This window comes from Micromonospora sp. NPDC001898, from assembly GCF_042891255.1.
In the GTDB taxonomy this organism is placed as follows: Bacteria; Actinomycetota; Actinomycetes; order Mycobacteriales; family Micromonosporaceae; genus Micromonospora.
In genome coordinates, this window is record NZ_JBIATC010000015.1 from 58,576 (window position 1) to 74,759 (window position 16,184).

Below are 16,184 nucleotides of genomic sequence, written 5' to 3' on the forward strand. Positions count from 1 at the left end.
CGGTTCGCGTCCGCCCGATCCACGCCCACCGGTCCATGCCGCCCGGTTCACGTCCATCCACCTGAGGAGCAGCCATGATCTACCGGTCCGTGATCGTCTGCCACATCGTCCCCGGCAGCGAGGGCACCGTCGGCGACGTCTTCGGTTACTACGACAAGACGACCCGACCGCAGGATCTCGGCGTGATCGGCCGGACCCTGCTGTCGCTGGACGACCTGTACATCCACGTGATCGAGCGCAACGTGGACCCGAAGGCGTCGCTGGGCAAGGCCCGGGGACTGCCCGCGTTCCAGCAGATCGCCGAGGCCATCGCCCCGTACGTGACGCCATATCCGAAGAACTGGCAGAACCCGTCCGACTCCGTCGCCAAGGAGTTCTACAGCTGGGTTCCGGCCGAGGGCTCGGTGCCCGCGTCGGAGTCGGACGACGGGAACATGACCGTCATCGTCGCCCGGATCAAGCCCGGGGCGGAGCCCAACGTCGCGCGGGTGTTCGCCGAGTCCGACGCGGGATCGCTGCCGGTCGAGCTGGGCGTCACCGGGCGCTGGCTGTACTCCATCGACGACGTCTACCTGCACCTGCTGGAGCGCACCGACGCGGCGTTCGCCCAGGCCATGCGGGAAAGCCACGCCAAGCCGGCCTTCGCCAAGATCATGGAGGACCTGAACACGTTCATCACCCCGTACAACCCGGAGACCTGGCGCGGCCCGGAGGACGCGGTGGCCAAGGAGTTCTACCGCTGGCGCGCCGAGGACTGAGACCCCCGCCGCCGGGGATCGCCGACCCGACAGCTTTCGCGCCCTCGTCCACCTACGCTCAGCCGACCACCGTCGACAGCGGAGCGGATGGTGAAGCGTGGTGGGACAACCCTCTTCCGCCGCCACCGGGGCCGAACCCGGTCTGCGCTGGCTGCACCTGCTGGTGCTGCTCGCCCTCGTGGCCGTGGGGGTGGGCGTCGGCGACATGGTGTTCGTCGTCCACAACCTCGGGCACTGGGGCGAGGTGCAGGCGTGCGCGGCCCTGCACGACCTGCCGCCCGACGGCGGGCAGGTCGCCCGCCTGGTGGGCCGCAGCGCCGAGTACGACCGCTGCGCCGCCGGGTTCGAGGCCACCCGCCAGGCGGCGCAGCTCGCCGGTGGGACGGCGATGCTGGCGCTGGCGGGGCTGGTCGTGTTCCTCGACGGCCTGTCGGTGCGGCTGGGACTGTCCCGCCGGGGTCGGCGTCGGCCCCCGGACGGGGACGCGTCGACGCGGATCAGGCAGCGGTTCGAATTCTGGTGCGACGAGTTGGGGCTGCGCGGCCGGGCCCGCCCCAGGGTGGTCGTCGCGCCGGTCGGGGCAGCCGACGCGCAGGCGTACACGACCGCCGTCCCGTACGGCCGGGCCGTCGTCGTGGTGCCCGTCGCCCACGCGTACGGCCGCCGGGACATCCTCGACCTGGTGGTGTTGCACGAGCTGGCCCACGTCAGGGCCAGGGAGGTGTCGTGGGCGTCGGCGACGTGGTGGGCGGGGTGGCTCGTCGTCCCGGCGTTCCTCTCGGCCATGGCCCCGGTGCTGGTCGCGCCGGCCGCCGTGACCGGGTCGTACGCCGTCTCGCTGTCGATCGCGGCCGGGGCGGCGACCGCGATGCTGATCCTGCGCGCCGCCGTGCTGCGCCGCCGCGAGCACGCCGCCGACCGGTTCGCCGTTGCCCGGGGGGACCTGCGGGACGCGCTGGTCGCCGCCGCCGACGACGGGGAGCCCACCGACCGTCCGGCGCGGTGGAGGCCGGGCCGGCTGTTCGCGACCCATCCGGACCCGTCCGGCCGGGTCGCGGCGCTGGGCGTGACGACCGGTGGGAGGGCGGCTTCGCCGTCGCGGCCGTCATCGGGCTGGCGGCGATGTCCGCCCTGCAGAGCGCCCGCCGTGTGCTGCTGCACACCCCCGACACGCCCTTGCCGCTCGGCGTGGCCAAGGAGGATCTCGCGGTGGGGATCGCCGCGCTCGTCTGGGCGGCGGCGACCATTCCGATCTGGATCCGCCATCCCGCGCCCACCCGGCGTCGCTGGTGGGCCCGGGTGCTCGGCGCCGCCGTCGGTCTGGCGGCCGGGTGTGCCCTGCCCAGTGTCGGGACGACCGCGTCGATCTACGCCACGTTCACGGCCGGGTTCGGGCCGGCCGCACTCGCCTGGCTGGTACTGGCGCTCGCCGGTGTCGCCGCGCTCGCCGCCGGGCTGGCCGAGGCGGTGGCGGCCCTGCCCGGTGGCGCCCGCCGCGTCGTGGCGGCGCTCCTGTCGGTGCTCGGCGCGGCGGTGCTGCTGACCGCGGTCGCGCTCACCGCCACGCTGCTGCTGTACGGCCACTGGGCGTGGCACAGCGTGGCCATCGACCGGGTCCTGTGGAGCACGCCGGGTCGCCTCCGGAGCTGGGCCGCCGTGGCGCTGGTGGCGGCCTGCGTCCTGCCGGTCCTCGCGAGGGCCCCGGCCCGCCCGACCGCCGCCCCGCCGGATGGGGGGACGCCCGGTGGAGAGGCCCCGGGCGGGGATGTCCCGGGTCGGGCGGTGCCGGGCGGGGAAACCCCGGGCGGGGGGGACGGCCGAGGTGGCGGATGGTCGGTGCGCCGGCTCGCCCTGCTGGTGGCGGTCGCCGGCATCGCGGCGGGGCTCGTCGGCGCGGTTGCCGCCGCGCCGCTCGCCGACCGGCTCGTCGGCGACGACGCCGCGTTCTTCCTGCTGTCCACCGGATGGTGGGCGTGCGCGGCGGCGGGATGGGTGGTGGCGCTGGCGCTCCTGCTGTCGCTGGGGGCGCGCGGCCCCGACGGCGGGGTGGCCGTGGCCTGGCTGGCCGGCGCGGGTGTCACGGCCGTGAGCGGCATCGTCCGGTACGCCGGGGAGGTGCTCGCCGGCCGAGGCCCCACCCACCCGCTCACCTTCGTGCAACGGCCGTGGTGGCTGCTGACGGCCCTGGTGCTCTTCTCCACCCCGGCAGCGGTGCTGGTCCGGGACGTCGTGGCGGCGCGGCGGGAGCGGGTCGGACGCCCGCCGGTGCCTCGCCGGGCCTGGCCGGTACCCGTGGCGACCCTCGCCGGCGCCGTAGCGGTGACCTGCGTCGTGGCGCTCGGCTGGACCGTGCCGGTCACCGGACGGCAGGGCGACCTGGCGCGGCTCCTGGCGGCGCGCGTGGATCCCCGCCGCGGCGGACGGCGGCCGGGGCCGTCCCGCGGGCGCCGCGCCCGGCCGGCCGCTCACCCGGCAGGGAGCGGACGCCGTGCTGGCGCAGGCGCGACGCGGCCTGCCGTCGGGCTGGCCGCCGACCCGCACGGTGGCGTGGACCGGCACGGACGACCCGGCGACCGTGCGGCCGAAGTCGTGTGCGGACCGGTTCGCCGCCGTCCGGCTGGCCGAGGACCGGCGCGCGGCGGTGACCACCCGCGAGGTCAGGCTGGAGGTGCCGGCCGGTGTCCTGCCACCGCTGGGGGCCACGCTGCACCTGCGGCTGACGTCGTACCCGTCCGCCGACGCGGGGAAGCAGGTCGTCGCCGAGGCCGGGGACACCGTGGCGGCCTGCCCCCGCTGGTCGGTGCCGTCCCCGCTCGCCGACGGCGGGGTGGCGCGCCGGTGGGTCGTCGCCATGCCGGCGCCGGACCTGCCGTACGACAACTGCCGGACCAGGATCACCGAGTCCTCGTCCGTCGCCGGTCTTCCCGTGGTGGCCGGCGGGGCGCTGGTCGTGGTGGGGATCGGCCACAACGTGGCGGTGGCGGAGATCGCGTACGGGCGGCCCTTCCGGGACCAGTTGGAGCCGAAGGAGCAGGGCCTGCTCGACGACCTCGCGGTCGTGGCGGCCCGGCTGATCGTGAACGCCCTCGACTCCTGAGGGCATTCGGGTGCGTACGGACGGCCACCCGCCCCGGCCGCTCGGCCGATCCCGGTCAGCGGGCTGTGACTGTTCTGCTACACAGGTTCCAGGTACCCGACGGATTCCCGCTCCACAGCGGACGAACGGATCGGTGATGCGCCATGGTGGAATCGACGGCCAGGTCCGAGTCGGGCCTGCTCCGCCTCAGCGATCTCGCCCGGGAGGTGATCGAGGCCGCCGCGCCGGAGGAGGCCGGCCTGCTGCCCGAGGTGACCGCCGCCTGGCTCGCCGGTGACCTCGCTGCCGGGCCCAGCCGGCGGGGGCGTCGGCGGGGTGCCGCGATCGGCCTCGGCCTGGACGCGCCGCTGCTGGTCACGGTCGTCTACCCGGTGCTGGCAGCGGCACTCACCCCGCTCGTCGTCCCAGCCGCCGAGCGGGGCTGGCGGCGGCTGTCCGATCGGTGGCGGCGCCGCCGCCGGCCCGCCGACGTCGTGATTCCCCGCGAACTCGTCGAGCAGGCCGAGACGGTCCGCGACGCGATCATGGCCGGCGCACCGGGCGTGGGGGTGTCCCGCCGCCGGGCTGCCGTGCTCGCCGAGGCCGCGTACGCCGCGTTGATCCGGCGGCAGTTCGGCGGCGACCGGTGACCGGGCGTCCCGCCGGCCGGCCGCTGAGCAGGCGCCACGCCCTCCGGCTGGCCGGTGCCGGCCTGACCGGGATGCTCGTCGGATGCGGCGGCGACGCCGCGCGGCCCGCCGGGGACGCGACCCTGCCGACCGCCGGGTCCGGCGCGTCGCCGGGCACCGCCGGTGTCCTGGCCGACCGGCTCGCCGGCTACCGCAGCGCGTACCGCTTCGTCCGGACCAACACCATGGCGTACGACGACGAGGCGGCGTCGGCCAGGGCCACCGTCGCGATGCGGGTCGAGATCGCCGCGTTCCTCGCCTGGGCCCGGGACAACGGCCACCCCGACATCCGTCCGGCCCTGCCCCGGGTCCCCGCCGGCGAGGAGTACCTGCTGGATCCGCTGATCGGCAACGACGAGAGCCTCGACACCACGCCGCTGGCCGGCACCCGACAGCCCTTCGGCCGGCTGATCCCCGACGCCGAGACGGTCAAGAGCTACCCGGCCACCCGGCAGGCCGGGTTCGCGCTCACCATGCTGAAAGTGCTCCTGTCCCGGGCCGAGCACGCCCGGCTCGTCACCGACTCCCCGTTGGTGCGGGCGGCCGGCGGCAAGAGCATCATCACCATCTACCCGTTCTCCGCGCCGGAGCCGAAGGGCGGCGACTCCTACCTGGTCCTGCTCCCCGGCGTCCGGGACGCCTTCCGGGCGGACCCGGCGCTGCGCTGGCTGGTCGCCAACCCCGGCCAGGCCATGTCCGGGGAGAGCCAGCGCCGGCTGGTCGAGGGCGGCGGGACGCTGTACACGGCCGAGGGGTACCGGGTCGTGTACATCGACAGCGCCCGGGCCGAGGACGTGCCCGCCCTGGTCGCCGGCGCGCTGTACGAGGCGCTGTGGACGGTCCGGGAGGGCTGAACCGGCCCTCTCGGCGGAGTGCGCGTCGGCCAGCGCGGCGCCTACCCGGCCCGATGCCGTACCGGCGGTCCGGGCGGCGCGGACGCCGGCCCGATCACGTTGCCCGCCAGGAGAATGGTTGATTACTCGCTTACTGCCGGGGTGACCGCGCGACGGTCGGGTGGGCCGGCGCGCCCGTCAGTGCCCGCGGGCCCGTCGACAAGCGTCCTGGCCCACGGGGCGTCGACCTGCTCGGCGCCCATGGTCACCACCACGCTGCACATCGCACCCTTGGCGAAGAACTCCCGCACCTGCGCCTCGCTGCCGCCGGAGACGCTGCGGGTGTACTCGACCAGGCGGGCGTAGCCCCGCTGGACGGCACGGCGGATCTCCGGCACCGAGACCGCCGCGCACTGGGCGTGCAGCTGCACCAACAGCAGGTCCTGGTCCCGGATCAGCAGGGTGTAGGCGCCGGCCATGGCGGACAGGACCGCCTCGGGCGAGCTGCCCGGGGCCCCCGCCGCACCCTCGCTGAGGCTCTCCCGGAACTGCTCGAAGCAGCGCTCGGTGACCGCGGCGAACAGCGACTCCTTGTCCGGGAAAAGCCGGTACAGGTACGCCTGGGAGATGCCGGCGCGCTTGGCGACCTCGACGGTGGTGGTGCCGAAGTAGCCCCGGGCCGCGAACGCCCCGATGGCCGTGGAGAGGACGTCCTCCCGCCGCTCCTCGGCGGTGGAGAGCGTCCTGGCGCGCGTGGTCGGGGACACGTGAGTAGGCAACCACACCCTTCGATTGGTGGCAAGCGGTTGCCGGAGGAACGCGCGGGGTCACGGGATGGCCCGTCCCCACGGGTGGCCGGCCTCCTGCCGAAATCCGACCGAGGTGTCCGATCACGGGCAGCTACCAGGGCGTATTGATGACTACCATCAGTGGTGTCGCTCGTCCCGGGCCGGCTCGACGGCCGTCTACCTCGGGGAGGTGTGCGCGATGCCGACGGAACCCGCCCGCAGCCCTTCGCTGAGCCTCACGCGGTCGAGGCTGATCGCCGCGCTGGACGTCCGGCCCCGATCCCTCGGCCTGGTCGTCGCCCCCGCCGGATCCGGCAAGACCACCCTGCTGGCCCAGTACGCGGCCACCGGTCGCGGGCCCGGGGGCTGGCTGCGCGTCGTGCCGTCCGACGCGGACCCGGCGCGGGCGCTGGAGCGGGTGGAGGCGACGCTGCCCGACGCCGGCACCGGCCCGCTCGTCGTCGACGACCTGCACCTGGTCGAGGGAACGCCCGGGGAGTCCGTGCTGCTGGACCGGGCCCTCACCCTGGTCCGCGCGGGCGTCCGGGTGCTGGTCGGCACCCGCCGCATGCCGCCGCTGATCCTGACCCGGCACGAGTTCTCCGACAGCGTCGTCATCGACGCCGAGCAACTACGTTTCCGTACCTGGGAGGTCGAACGGCTGCTGCGCGACATCTACCGGGAGCCGCTGCCGGCCGACGACGTGGCGGCCCTGTCCCGGCGGCTCGGCGGCTGGGCGGCCGGCCTGAAGCTCTACCACCTCTCCACCCGGGGCCAACCGCTGGCCGACCGGCGGCGGGCGGTCGCCTCGTTGGGCGCACGCTCCGCGCTGTCCCGGGACTACCTCACCCGCACGGTGCTCGCGGAGCTCGCCCCCGACCTGCGTCAGTTCCTCGTCCGCACCTGTGTGTTCGAGGTCCTCACCGCCGAGCGCTGCGACCTGCTGCTGGGCGGCGACGCCCAGGCCGCGCTGGAGGAGCTGGAGCGCCGGCAGGCGTTCACCGTCTCACACGACGGCGGCCGGACCTTCGCGTACCACGAGGTGTTGCGCGCCCACCTGATCGCGGCGCTCGCCGAGGAGCTGGGGGAGACCGCGGCCCGTGCCTGGCACGCCCGCGCCGGCCGGCTGCTCGCCGCCGAGGGCGCGGCGCTGGAGGCGGCCCGGTGCTTCGCCCGGGCCCAGCAGTGGCCCGACGTGCACCGGTTGCTCGACACCGCCGGTAGCGACGTCGCGGTGCGGGGCCTCGACCCCTGGTCGGACCTGCTGCCCACGTGGTTCATCGCCGAGGACCCGTGGCTCGTGCTCGCCGACGCCCGGCACCACATCAACGAGGGCCAACTGGCGGCGGCGGTGCCGCTGCTGCGCCGGGCCGAGGAGATGTTCAACAGCGAGCCGGCCCAGTCGCGGTGCCGATCCCTGCGCGCCGCCGTGACGGCCTGGCTGCCGGACGGCCCGCACTGGCGCGGGCACTGGTCCGGCTGGCTGCGGGCCGCCACCCACCGGCACCCGATGGTTGTCGTCGGCGAGGCGGAGCGGCTGACCGGGGCGGCCGACGTCCTGGTCCGGGCCGGCGCGTTGCTGCTGGCCGGGCACGCCGCCGAGGCGGCGCGCGTCCTGGACCGGCCGACCCCATCCGAGGCCGGTCTCGTCGGGCTGGCCTGCCGGCTGCTGCGCGCCGCCGTCGCGTCGGCCGGCGGGGATCCGCAGGCACCCGCCGTGGCCGCCGCCATCGGGCTGGACGCCGACCGGGCCGGCCTGCCCTGGCTGGCCCGGCTCGCCCGGGCCGTGCCCGCTCTGGCCGGCGCGGAAGTCGACCTCAAGGAGGCCGCCGCCGTCGTCGAGGAGTGCGACCGGTTGGGGGACCGGTGGGGCGCACTGCTCGCGGCCGGCTGCGCCGCGCTGGCGCGTTCCCTGCACGGTGGCCCGGAGGTGGAGGAGGCCAGCCGACTGCTCGACCGGGCCCGGGACGTGGACAGCGGAGTGCTCGCCGCCTGGGTGCAGTCCCTGCTCGCGCTGGCCGCCGTGCGCGCCCGGCTGCCCGACGCCGAGGTCGAGGTGCGCCGGGCGGAGAGCACCGCCCGCGCCGCCGGTGTGCCGGGGGCACGGGCGCTCGCCCTCGCCGCGGGCGTGCCCGCCGGGCCCGGCCGGGCGGTGGGCCTGTCCGCCGTGCACGCCGCCGCCGAGCAGGCCGGGCTGCCCCGGCCGGCGGTCACCGCCTGGGTCACCCCGGAGCGGGGCCCGGCGCCGGCCGCGCCGGACACGGCGCCGCTGACCGTACGCTGCTTCGGCGGCTTCCGGATTTGCCTGGACGGCGAGCCGCTGAACTGGTCGCCGCTGCGCCCCCGGGCCCGGGCCGTGGCCCGGATCCTCGCCATGCACGCGGGCCGGGCCGTGCACCGCGACCGGCTCCTGGACGCGCTCTGGCCGGACACCGATCCGGCCACCGCCACCCGCACCCTGCACGTCGCCCTGTCCAGCCTGCGCCGGTTCCTCGACTCCCACCTGCCCGCCGGCGAGGGGGAGAGCCTGCTGCACCGCGACGGCGACGCGTACCTGCTGGCGCTGCCCCCGGGCAGCTGGTGCGACGTCACCGAGTTCCGGCTCGCGCTGGAACGGGCGTCCCGCGCCGGGGCGAGCCGCGCCCCGCGCGCGCTCGACGACCTGCGGGTGGCCGTGGCCGCGTACACCGGCGAGCTGCTGCCGGAGGACGGCCCGGCGGAATGGGTGGTAGCCGAGCGGGAGACGCTGCGCCGGCAGGCCGCGGACGCGGCGGCGCAGCTCGCCGAGGCAGCCCTGGGCGGCGCCCACGCCGATCCGGCGGTCGCGACGGCCGCCCGCTGCGTCGAGATCGACCCGTGCCACGACGCCGGCTGGCGGCTGCTGATCGCGGCGCACGACCGGGCCGGCAACGCCGCCGCGGCCGAGCACGCCCGCCGCCGGTACGCGGACGTGCTGGTCTCCCTCGGCCTGGACCCGGCACCCGCGGAGACCACGCCACCGGGGGCCACGGTCAACGTCGGCCGAAGAATTCCGCCTCCCCGATCGCCACGGCCGGATCCAAGCCGGGCCCGTACGTCGACCGGACCACCAGCCTGATCCGCACCACGTTCGACGCCTCGACGGGAAACTGCTGCTCCCCGGGTTCGTCGCGCAGCTCGATGTCGGTCTCCGTCTGCTTCCCCTTGCCGTCGACGGTGACCACGGTGAGCCCGCGCGGCCTCCCGGCCTCCAGGAACTCCTGCCGCCGCTCACCGACCCCCGGGGTGACGATGACGACGAGCAGCCGCACGGGCTCGGTGAAGCGGCCCTCCACCCAGGCTCCGGCGGCCGTGCCGGTCGGCGCCCAGTAGCGGTTGCTCGCCCCGTCGGTGAGCCGGGCCGCGCCGGCGCCCAGCTTCTCCGACGACGCGCTCACCGCCGCCGGGACGAGCGCCGCCGGGTCCTCCGTCCAGTCCCGCACCGCCTCCACGGCCCGCCGCGCCAGGGGCGGCCCGGCCACCGCCAGCACCACCACCAGGCAGAGCCCGAGCACGAGCAGCAGCAGCCGGCGGGCTGCCCCGGCGGCCCGGCGGTCCTTCGGGGCGGAGCGGCGGGGCCCCCGGCGGCGCACCCGGTCCCACATCCGTCGCCACCGGTCCCGCAGCCGCTCCCACCAGGTCGCGCGCTCCGGTTCCGGTCCGACCGGCGCGGTCAGCGTCTCCCCGCAGAACCGGCAGATCCGGCGGCCGGGCGGGTTGATCCGGCCGCAGTGGGGGCAGGTCGGCTCCGGCGGTCGGGGCACCGGAACGACCGGGTCGACCGGCCTCGGGGCCTCCCGGGTGGTGCTCGGCGGCCCGGGCTGCAGCGCTTGGGGTGTGCCGTCGCCCGAACGGACCGGCTCGTCCCCGCCCGGCTTGGCTCCGCCCGGCTTGGCTCCGCCCGGCTCGCCCCCGCCTGGGTCGGGCTCGGCCGGGTCGGGCTCGGCCGGGTCGGGCTCGGCCGGGTCGGGAGGCCGCACGACGGGCGGCCGCCCGCCGGCGGTGGAAGGCCCACGGCCCGGCGGGGCCGGGACGACCGGATCCGTCGGCGCGTCGGTCTCCGGCCGGCCCCGGGTGACGGCGGGCCCGGAGGCGGGCCGCGCGCTGCCCTCGTCCCACAGGTACTCGCCGCAGGCGGCGCAGAACTGCCTGCCGTCGGCGTTGGAGGTGCCGCAGTTCGCACAGGTGATCACGACTCGATCTCCAGCGTCAGCCGGACGTGGGCCGGCACGGCGGACGCGACGACCCGGCGCACCAGCGCCTCGTCGGCCTCCCCGACGACCCGGACCCGGACCTCCGGAACCTCGTCCGGTGGCGGCCCGCCCGTCGGCGTCGCCGAACACGTCACCCCGCCGTTGTCGGTGACCTCCACCCGTGCCCCGGCGGCCACCCGCACCGCCAGCTCGACGCCCCGGGCCGTCCCGCGCCACCGGTGCGCCTCCACCGCGTGCCGGACCACCTCCCGGCGCACGTCCGGTGCCCGGTCCCCGTCGACCGGCGCGGCCACCCAGCCGGCCAGCCAGTCCAGGAAGTCCGGCGGGGCCAGGTCCAGGTCGAAGTACGCGTCCAGGCAGTCGAGCGTCAGCAGGACCGGTGCCAGCACCTCGTCCAGCCCGGCGGTGAACCGCTGCGCGAAGTCGTCCTCCAGGTATACCGCGGGCAGCTCCTGCCCGATCGGGTGAGGGCTCGCCAGCCCTGGCACCGCACCCCGCATCATCCCCTCCTGACCTCGACGACGTGCCCGCTCATCCGGTGACCCGCACCTGGTGGGCGTACGAGAAGGCGATGGCGCTGACGTCCAACTCGATGCGCTGCACCGCCTCGCCGCGTTCCCCGGTGGTCGGATCGGCCCCGAACAACCGGACCTCCTCCACCAGGTCCACCCCGTCGACCCGCTGCAACACGGCGTGCAGCTCGCCCGACTGGATCGGCCGACCGAACGGCCACCCGTCACCGTCGGGACCGCCCCGCACCGGGTCGAGGTAGTCGTACAGGGCCCGCAGCGCCCGGCGGCGCAGCTCGGCGGCGGACGTGCTCACCCGCGGCCGGGCGCGGACCCGGGCGACCACCGTCACCCCCTGGTAGAACGGCGGCTCCACCAGCACCCGGGCGCCCACGCAGCGGCGCGCGTCGAGGAACGCCTTGATCCGGTCCAGTACCTCGTCGCGGGGCCGCAGCGCGGCGAACCGGGCCGCGTCGTCCTCGGCGTCGCCGTGCTCACCCAGCGCCGGCACCACCAGCACCCGCACCGCCGCCGAGCCGTCGCCCGCCGGCACGCACCTCACCCGCAGCACCTCCGGCGCCGCCTCCCGGGCCAACTGCTCGTAGTCCTCGGCGGTGACCGCCCGTTCCCGGGTACGCAGGCTCAACGGCCCCCGTACCGACGTCTCGGCCAGCGACTCGCCGTCGACGCCGCCGGTGGCCGCCGCCCGGTTGGTCACCGTGGACACGAACGGCACCGGATCCCGCAGCACACTCAGCGTGCGGGCGGCCACGTTGCCCTGCCGACCCCCGCCCGTGCGGTAGGCCGGGATCCGGACCACCGCGCCCTTCGGCGGCACCGCCCCGTACCGGCGTACCGTGCCGTCGGCCTGCCGGACGGCCGGGCCGAAGCCGATCTCACCGGTGGACCGGTCGACGCACACGTGCCGGTCCTGGGGCCCGGAGCCGGCGAAGCTCGCCACCTCCCGCCAGGTCTGCCAGCCCTCGGTGGTGCCCACCTCGATCCCGATCGCGCCGTCGGCGGCCACGATCGGCACCCGCTGGACCGTGAACCGCTGCCCCGGCACCCCCTCGGACGCGCCCAGGGTCTCCCCACCGATCAGCTCGGAGTGGCAGGCGCTCACCGTGCCGCCGATGGTGACCGCCTCCGCCCGGCCCAGCCGGGGCGGGGCGTGGAAGAACGGCTGCCCGGCGCCGGGCTCGCGCAGCCGGCAGCGCAGCCAGCCGGCGCGGTGGCGGGCCTCCACCGACGCCGCGTGCCGCGCCGGGACGTGCAGCACCACCTCGCCGGCCCGGTTCAGCGCGCCCGTGGTGTCCCGCTCCACCGGGCACTCCTCCCAGCCGCCCTCGGTCCACGCCTCCCACACCAGCGGCGGATTCGTCGGGTCCACCCCGCGCCCGGCGACCACCCAGTCCATGGTGAGCAGCACGGCGCTGCCGGGCACCGCCCCGTCCAGGCCGAACAGCACGGCGTCGCCGGCCACCGGGGGGTCCGCGAACGCCGGGATCCGGTCCGCGCCGCCCAGGTCCCCGGTCCGGTCCGTCGCCCGCCCTCCGGCCGGCACGGTCAGCACCCGGACCAGCCGGCACGGCGGAACGGCCAGCTCGTGCAGCGTCTCGAAGGTCACCGGCTCCGCGCTCTCCGCGCGCACGGTCGCCACGTGGGTGCCGGCCGGGACGACGACCGGGGCGTCCCTGGGCGCGGACAACCAGAACGTCACGTCCGTCGACGCCACCGCCGGCGGGAACGGGACGATGCCGAGCAGGTCCAGGAACTTCACGTAGTGCCGGTCCGGCACCCGGTTCAGCCGGTACAGCAACTGGTCCACCATGTACGCGAACGTCTCGATCAGGGTCACCCCCGGGTCGGACACGTTGTGGTCGGTCCACTCCGGGCAGCGCCGCTGCACCAGGCGCTTCGCATCGTCCACCAGGTCCTGGAAGCGGCGGTCGTCGAGGTGGGGGGCGGGCAGGGCCATCACTCGGCTCCCGGGTCGTGCGCGGGGATGACGTAGAACGGGAAGACCAGGTTGCGCGGGTCGTTGTCCTGGCGCAGCCGGTAGCGGATGTCGATGTAGAGGGTTCCCCGGGCCGCATCGGCGAAGTCGACCAGCACGTCGTCCAGCTCGACGCGCGGCTCCCACCGCTCCAGCGCCAGCCGCACCTGGTACGCCACCTGGCCGGCCGTGGACGGGTCGGCCGGAGCGAACGCCAGCTCGTGGATCGCGCAGCCGAACTCGGGGCGGCCCGGCCGCTCGCCCGGGGCCGTGCCGAGGATCAGCCGGATGCTCTCCACCACCTCCCGGTCCCCCCGGACCAGGGCGATCCCGCCGGTGGGATCGGTGCGCAGCGGGAACGCCCAACCGGCGCCGACGAAGTCGGTGGCCATCGGCGTCACCCGCCGATCAGCACGGTCGGGCAGCCGGCGAGGATCGGCGCCCCGCAGCCGGTCAGGTCGCCCATCCGGGCGGCGGGCCGGCCACCGATGAGCACCGTCGGGCAGCCGGGGGGCAGCAGCGGCGACGGGGGGTGCGGCGGGGTGCCCGGGAAGGAGCAGGCGTGCATCGTGCCCACGGTGGCGGCGGGCTGCCCGCCGATGAGGACGGTGGGTGCCCCGGGGCCCCCGACCACTCCCGGATGCGCGGTGGGGTCACCGACGCGAGCTGCTGGTGGCACGGCGCTCTCCCTTCACTCACGTACCGTCAGTTGATCCGGACGACGCCGCCGCGGACGGTCACCGCGCCGCCGGCGGTCAGCTCCGCGCCGCCCTGCCCGGCGACCTTCACCGTCGCGCCCTCCACGGACGCGCCGGCCGTGCCCTTCACCCGCACCTGCCCCTGACCCTCGATGCCGACGTCGCCCTTCGAGGTGACGGTGACCCGCTGCCCGGCCAGCTCCAACGGCCCGGAGCCGGCGTCCAGGCTGATCCCGTCCTTGGCGCGCACGCTCACCTTGCCGTCGCTGACGATCTCGACCTGCCGGCCGGTCCTGTCGAGCCGCAGGGTGAACTTCCGGTCCCCGGTGGCCAGCAGGATCCCGTCCGGCCCGCTGCCGGCCTCCAACAGCTCCAGCCGGTGGCCGGTGCGGGAGACCAGGGCCCGCGCCGCGATCCGGCCGCTGCTGCCGTCCACCGGATCGGTGTCCAGCTTCGGCGGCGCGTCGGTGCCGTTGTGCAGCCCGCCGAGGACGTACGCGGCGTCGAGGTTTCCGCCGGTGAACCCGACCAGCACCTCGTCGCCCACCTCCGGCAGCAGCACCGCCCCCCGGCCGGCGCCCGCGCCGGGCTGCACCACCCGCGCCCAGCCGGTGGTGTACCTCTCGTCCAGCCACGGCAGGGTGAGCCGGACCCGGCCCAGCTTCTTCGGGTCCTTCACGTCGCTGACCACCGCCGGGACCAGTCCGTCGCCGGCCCGGTCGGCCGTGGCCGCACCGGCGGTCAGCCCGTACAGGGAGCGGTCGGAGCGGCCGGAGACGGTGAACGCGGTGGTGTAGCCGGCCTGCTCGCTGAACACGTGCCGGGTGCTGGTCAGCACGTACCTTCCCTGGAACGGCTCGCCGATGTTCGCCAGCGCCACCGCCGCGCCCGCGCGCAGCCGGGCGTTGCCCTTCGCCACCCCCTCGATCTCCGCGCAGCCGCCGCCCAGGTCGCCGGCCAGCGCGCCGGCCACCGCCCGCACCGCCGCGTCCGAGCCCAGGGTGGGGTCGGCGACCAGGTACGGCGGGCTGCCCACCTTCTTTCCCAGCTCGGCCGGGTCGGCCCCGATGCCGTCCGCGCCCGGCACCTTCGGGGTGGCGGTCGCGCTGACCGCCCGCTTCGTCGCCGGATCCCAGCCCCGGGCGGCCACCTCGGGCACCTGCGCGGTGGCGGTCACCCCGGCGCGCAACGCGATCAGGTTCCGGTTGACCTCCAGCACCAGCGGGTCCTGGGTGGCCCGCGCGGACGGGTCCGGCGCGCCCGCCGGAGGCTCGGGCATCCGCAGGTGCAGTGCGCCGTCGAGCACCATCACCTGCGCGCCGACCAGCGCCGCGAGCCGGTGCAGGAAGACCCAGTCGCTGACGTTGTCCTGGCTGATCTGCGCCTCCGGCTCGCCGCCGATGCCCGTCACCGGGTCGATCCGGCCCGCCTTCAGCCCGGCCCGCTGCGCCACCTTCCGCACGATGTCCGGCACGCTCATCCCCGGGTACGCGGCCACCCGCCGGCCGCGCAGCAGCCGGTGGGCCAGGTCCAGGCCGCGGACCTCGGTGAACGTGCCGGTGGCGTCCAGCTCGCACTCCACGGCGGTGACCTCGCCGGCGAGCAGCGGCGCGGGGCCGCCCGGGTCGGAGGTCTGCACGGTCAACCTCACCGGGGCGCCGATGGTGAAGCCGCCCTTGGCCAGCACCGTCCGGCCCGGATCCCGGTACCGCAGCACGAACCGGTCGGGCAGGTTGCGGCTGTCGTCGACCGCCGCGTACGTCAGCAGCGCGGCGATCTCCGCGGGCAGCGGGCTGCCGCCCACCTCGACGAGGAGCGCGTTGGCGAACTGCTCATTGGCCACGGGCACCGTCCGTCAGCTCCTCGAGGGCGGGCACCAGCAGGGTGGTGCCGGGCCGCAGCCGCATCGGGTCGTCGATGTCGTTGGCCTCGGCGATCTGCCGCCACAGCCCCGCCCGCCCGTACGCGTGGTGGGCCACCGAGTGCAGGGTGTCCCCGGCGACCACCACGTGGACGTCCCGGGCCGCGAGCGCCCCCGACGTCGGGTTCTGGCCGGGCTGCTCCCCGGAGATCTCCTCCAGGGTGACCGTGCACAGCGCCCGCACCGGGGTGCCGCCGGGGGTGAACAGGGTGTACTTCGCGTTGACACTGGCCACGAACGCCGGGAAGCCGACCATTCCGCCCCAGTGGAACACCACCCACGGCGGGGAGCCCTTCTTCTGCTGCCGGCTCGCGTCGGTCGGCACGCAGCAGGCGAACAGCTCCTCCACCCGCTTCACCACCGAGCTGTCCATGGTGCCGGTGGCGTCGAAGAACATCTCCAGGGTCAGCTTGGCCGGGTCCGAGCCGGTGAACTCCGGCACGCCGCTCTTCTTCGCGTTGCGCTGCGCGTCCCGCTTCCACTTGGCGGTCTTCGTCAGCGCCAGCTCCTTCGGGTTGAACTGGAACGGGATCCGGTTCAACGTCGGGCCCGGAGCGGCGGTGCCGCCGTTGCGGGGCGGCTCGTGCAGTTGCAGGTAGGCGTGGGTCAGCTGCGGCGGCGCGCCGCCACCCCGCCCGGCGGGGCTGCCGGCGGCGGTGAAGGTGACCGGGGAGGCGCTCACGG

General features: G+C 76.1%; 14 protein-coding genes. 6 read left to right on the top strand and 8 right to left on the bottom strand.

The window, feature by feature from the left end:
* Nucleotides 1-74 precede the first annotated feature (74 nt).
* From ACFYZF_RS24675 to ACFYZF_RS24695, 5 genes are all read left to right on the top strand, one after another.
* A complete protein-coding gene (locus ACFYZF_RS24675; RefSeq protein WP_387024536.1) occupies nucleotides 75-758 on the top strand; it encodes a TcmI family type II polyketide cyclase in 684 nt (227 codons plus the stop codon).
* A 100-nt stretch (nucleotides 759-858) separates the two neighbouring features.
* On the top strand, nucleotides 859-2,301 hold the full coding sequence (locus tag ACFYZF_RS24680) for a M48 family metalloprotease (protein WP_387024538.1): 1,443 nt from the start codon (nucleotides 859-861) through the stop codon (nucleotides 2,299-2,301).
* Between the two features lie 945 nt (nucleotides 2,302-3,246).
* Nucleotides 3,247-3,855: a hypothetical protein gene (locus tag ACFYZF_RS24685; RefSeq protein WP_387024539.1), complete on the top strand. Its 609-nt coding sequence runs from the start codon at nucleotides 3,247-3,249 to the stop codon at nucleotides 3,853-3,855.
* Between the two features lie 143 nt (nucleotides 3,856-3,998).
* A complete protein-coding gene (locus ACFYZF_RS24690) occupies nucleotides 3,999-4,484 on the top strand; it encodes a hypothetical protein (protein WP_387024541.1) in 486 nt (161 codons plus the stop codon).
* Nucleotides 4,481-5,377: a hypothetical protein gene (locus tag ACFYZF_RS24695; protein ID WP_387024543.1), complete on the top strand. Its 897-nt coding sequence runs from the start codon at nucleotides 4,481-4,483 to the stop codon at nucleotides 5,375-5,377. The genes ACFYZF_RS24690 and ACFYZF_RS24695 overlap by 4 nt, the downstream gene beginning before the upstream one ends.
* A 122-nt stretch (nucleotides 5,378-5,499) precedes the next feature.
* Here the strand turns inward: ACFYZF_RS24695 and ACFYZF_RS24700 are convergent, their stop codons facing one another.
* Nucleotides 5,500-6,123, bottom strand: coding sequence for a TetR/AcrR family transcriptional regulator (locus ACFYZF_RS24700; RefSeq protein ID WP_387024545.1), 624 nt, complete (start codon nucleotides 6,121-6,123; stop codon nucleotides 5,500-5,502).
* Between the two features lie 220 nt (nucleotides 6,124-6,343).
* On the opposite strand from ACFYZF_RS24700, the gene ACFYZF_RS24705 reads away from it, so the two are divergent.
* Nucleotides 6,344-9,241: a BTAD domain-containing putative transcriptional regulator gene (locus ACFYZF_RS24705; RefSeq protein WP_387024547.1), complete on the top strand. Its 2,898-nt coding sequence runs from the start codon at nucleotides 6,344-6,346 to the stop codon at nucleotides 9,239-9,241.
* On the opposite strand, the gene ACFYZF_RS24710 is transcribed toward ACFYZF_RS24705, so the two are convergent.
* The 7 genes from ACFYZF_RS24710 to ACFYZF_RS24740 are packed head-to-tail and all read right to left on the bottom strand — an operon-like array spanning nucleotide 9,156 to nucleotide 16,182.
* Nucleotides 9,156-10,355 carry an NADase-type glycan-binding domain-containing protein gene (locus ACFYZF_RS24710; RefSeq protein ID WP_387024549.1) on the bottom strand — a complete coding sequence of 400 codons (1,200 nt, stop codon included), beginning with the start codon at nucleotides 10,353-10,355 and terminating at the stop codon, nucleotides 9,156-9,158. The two genes, ACFYZF_RS24705 and ACFYZF_RS24710, sit on opposite strands and share 86 nt — an antisense overlap.
* Nucleotides 10,352-10,876 carry a phage tail protein gene (locus ACFYZF_RS24715; protein ID WP_387024551.1) on the bottom strand — a complete coding sequence of 175 codons (525 nt, stop codon included), beginning with the start codon at nucleotides 10,874-10,876 and terminating at the stop codon, nucleotides 10,352-10,354. The genes ACFYZF_RS24710 and ACFYZF_RS24715 overlap by 4 nt, the downstream gene beginning before the upstream one ends.
* Nucleotides 10,877-10,907: 31 nt before the next feature.
* Nucleotides 10,908-12,863 (bottom strand): putative baseplate assembly protein, encoded by a 1,956-nt coding sequence (locus ACFYZF_RS24720; protein ID WP_387024553.1) that lies wholly within the window; start codon nucleotides 12,861-12,863, stop codon nucleotides 10,908-10,910.
* A complete protein-coding gene (locus tag ACFYZF_RS24725; protein WP_161692193.1) occupies nucleotides 12,863-13,273 on the bottom strand; it encodes a GPW/gp25 family protein in 411 nt (136 codons plus the stop codon). The genes ACFYZF_RS24720 and ACFYZF_RS24725 overlap by 1 nt, the downstream gene beginning before the upstream one ends.
* 5 nt (nucleotides 13,274-13,278) lie before the next feature.
* Entirely contained in the window at nucleotides 13,279-13,560 is a 282-nt protein-coding gene (locus tag ACFYZF_RS24730) for a PAAR domain-containing protein (RefSeq protein WP_387024555.1), read from the bottom strand.
* Nucleotides 13,561-13,586: 26 nt separating this feature from the next.
* On the bottom strand, nucleotides 13,587-15,428 hold the full coding sequence (locus ACFYZF_RS24735; RefSeq protein WP_387024557.1) for a VgrG-related protein: 1,842 nt from the start codon (nucleotides 15,426-15,428) through the stop codon (nucleotides 13,587-13,589).
* A complete protein-coding gene (locus ACFYZF_RS24740; protein ID WP_387024559.1) occupies nucleotides 15,412-16,182 on the bottom strand; it encodes a LysM peptidoglycan-binding domain-containing protein in 771 nt (256 codons plus the stop codon). Before ACFYZF_RS24740 ends, ACFYZF_RS24735 begins: the two co-directional genes overlap by 17 nt.
* Nucleotides 16,183-16,184 lie beyond the last annotated feature (2 nt).

Bases quoted from the DNA above. Each gene is read 5' to 3' on its own strand.
- ACFYZF_RS24675 (WP_387024536.1), top strand. From the start codon at position 75: ATGATCTACCGGTCCGTGATCGTCTGCCACATCGTCCCCGGCAGCGAG.
- ACFYZF_RS24690 (WP_387024541.1), top strand. From the start codon at position 3,999: ATGGTGGAATCGACGGCCAGGTCCGAGTCGGGCCTGCTCCGCCTCAGC.
- ACFYZF_RS24705 (WP_387024547.1), top strand. From the start codon at position 6,344: ATGCCGACGGAACCCGCCCGCAGCCCTTCGCTGAGCCTCACGCGGTCG.
- ACFYZF_RS24715 (WP_387024551.1), bottom strand. From the start codon at position 10,876: ATGCGGGGTGCGGTGCCAGGGCTGGCGAGCCCTCACCCGATCGGGCAG.
- ACFYZF_RS24720 (WP_387024553.1), bottom strand. From the start codon at position 12,863: ATGGCCCTGCCCGCCCCCCACCTCGACGACCGCCGCTTCCAGGACCTG.
- ACFYZF_RS24725 (WP_161692193.1), bottom strand. From the start codon at position 13,273: ATGGCCACCGACTTCGTCGGCGCCGGTTGGGCGTTCCCGCTGCGCACC.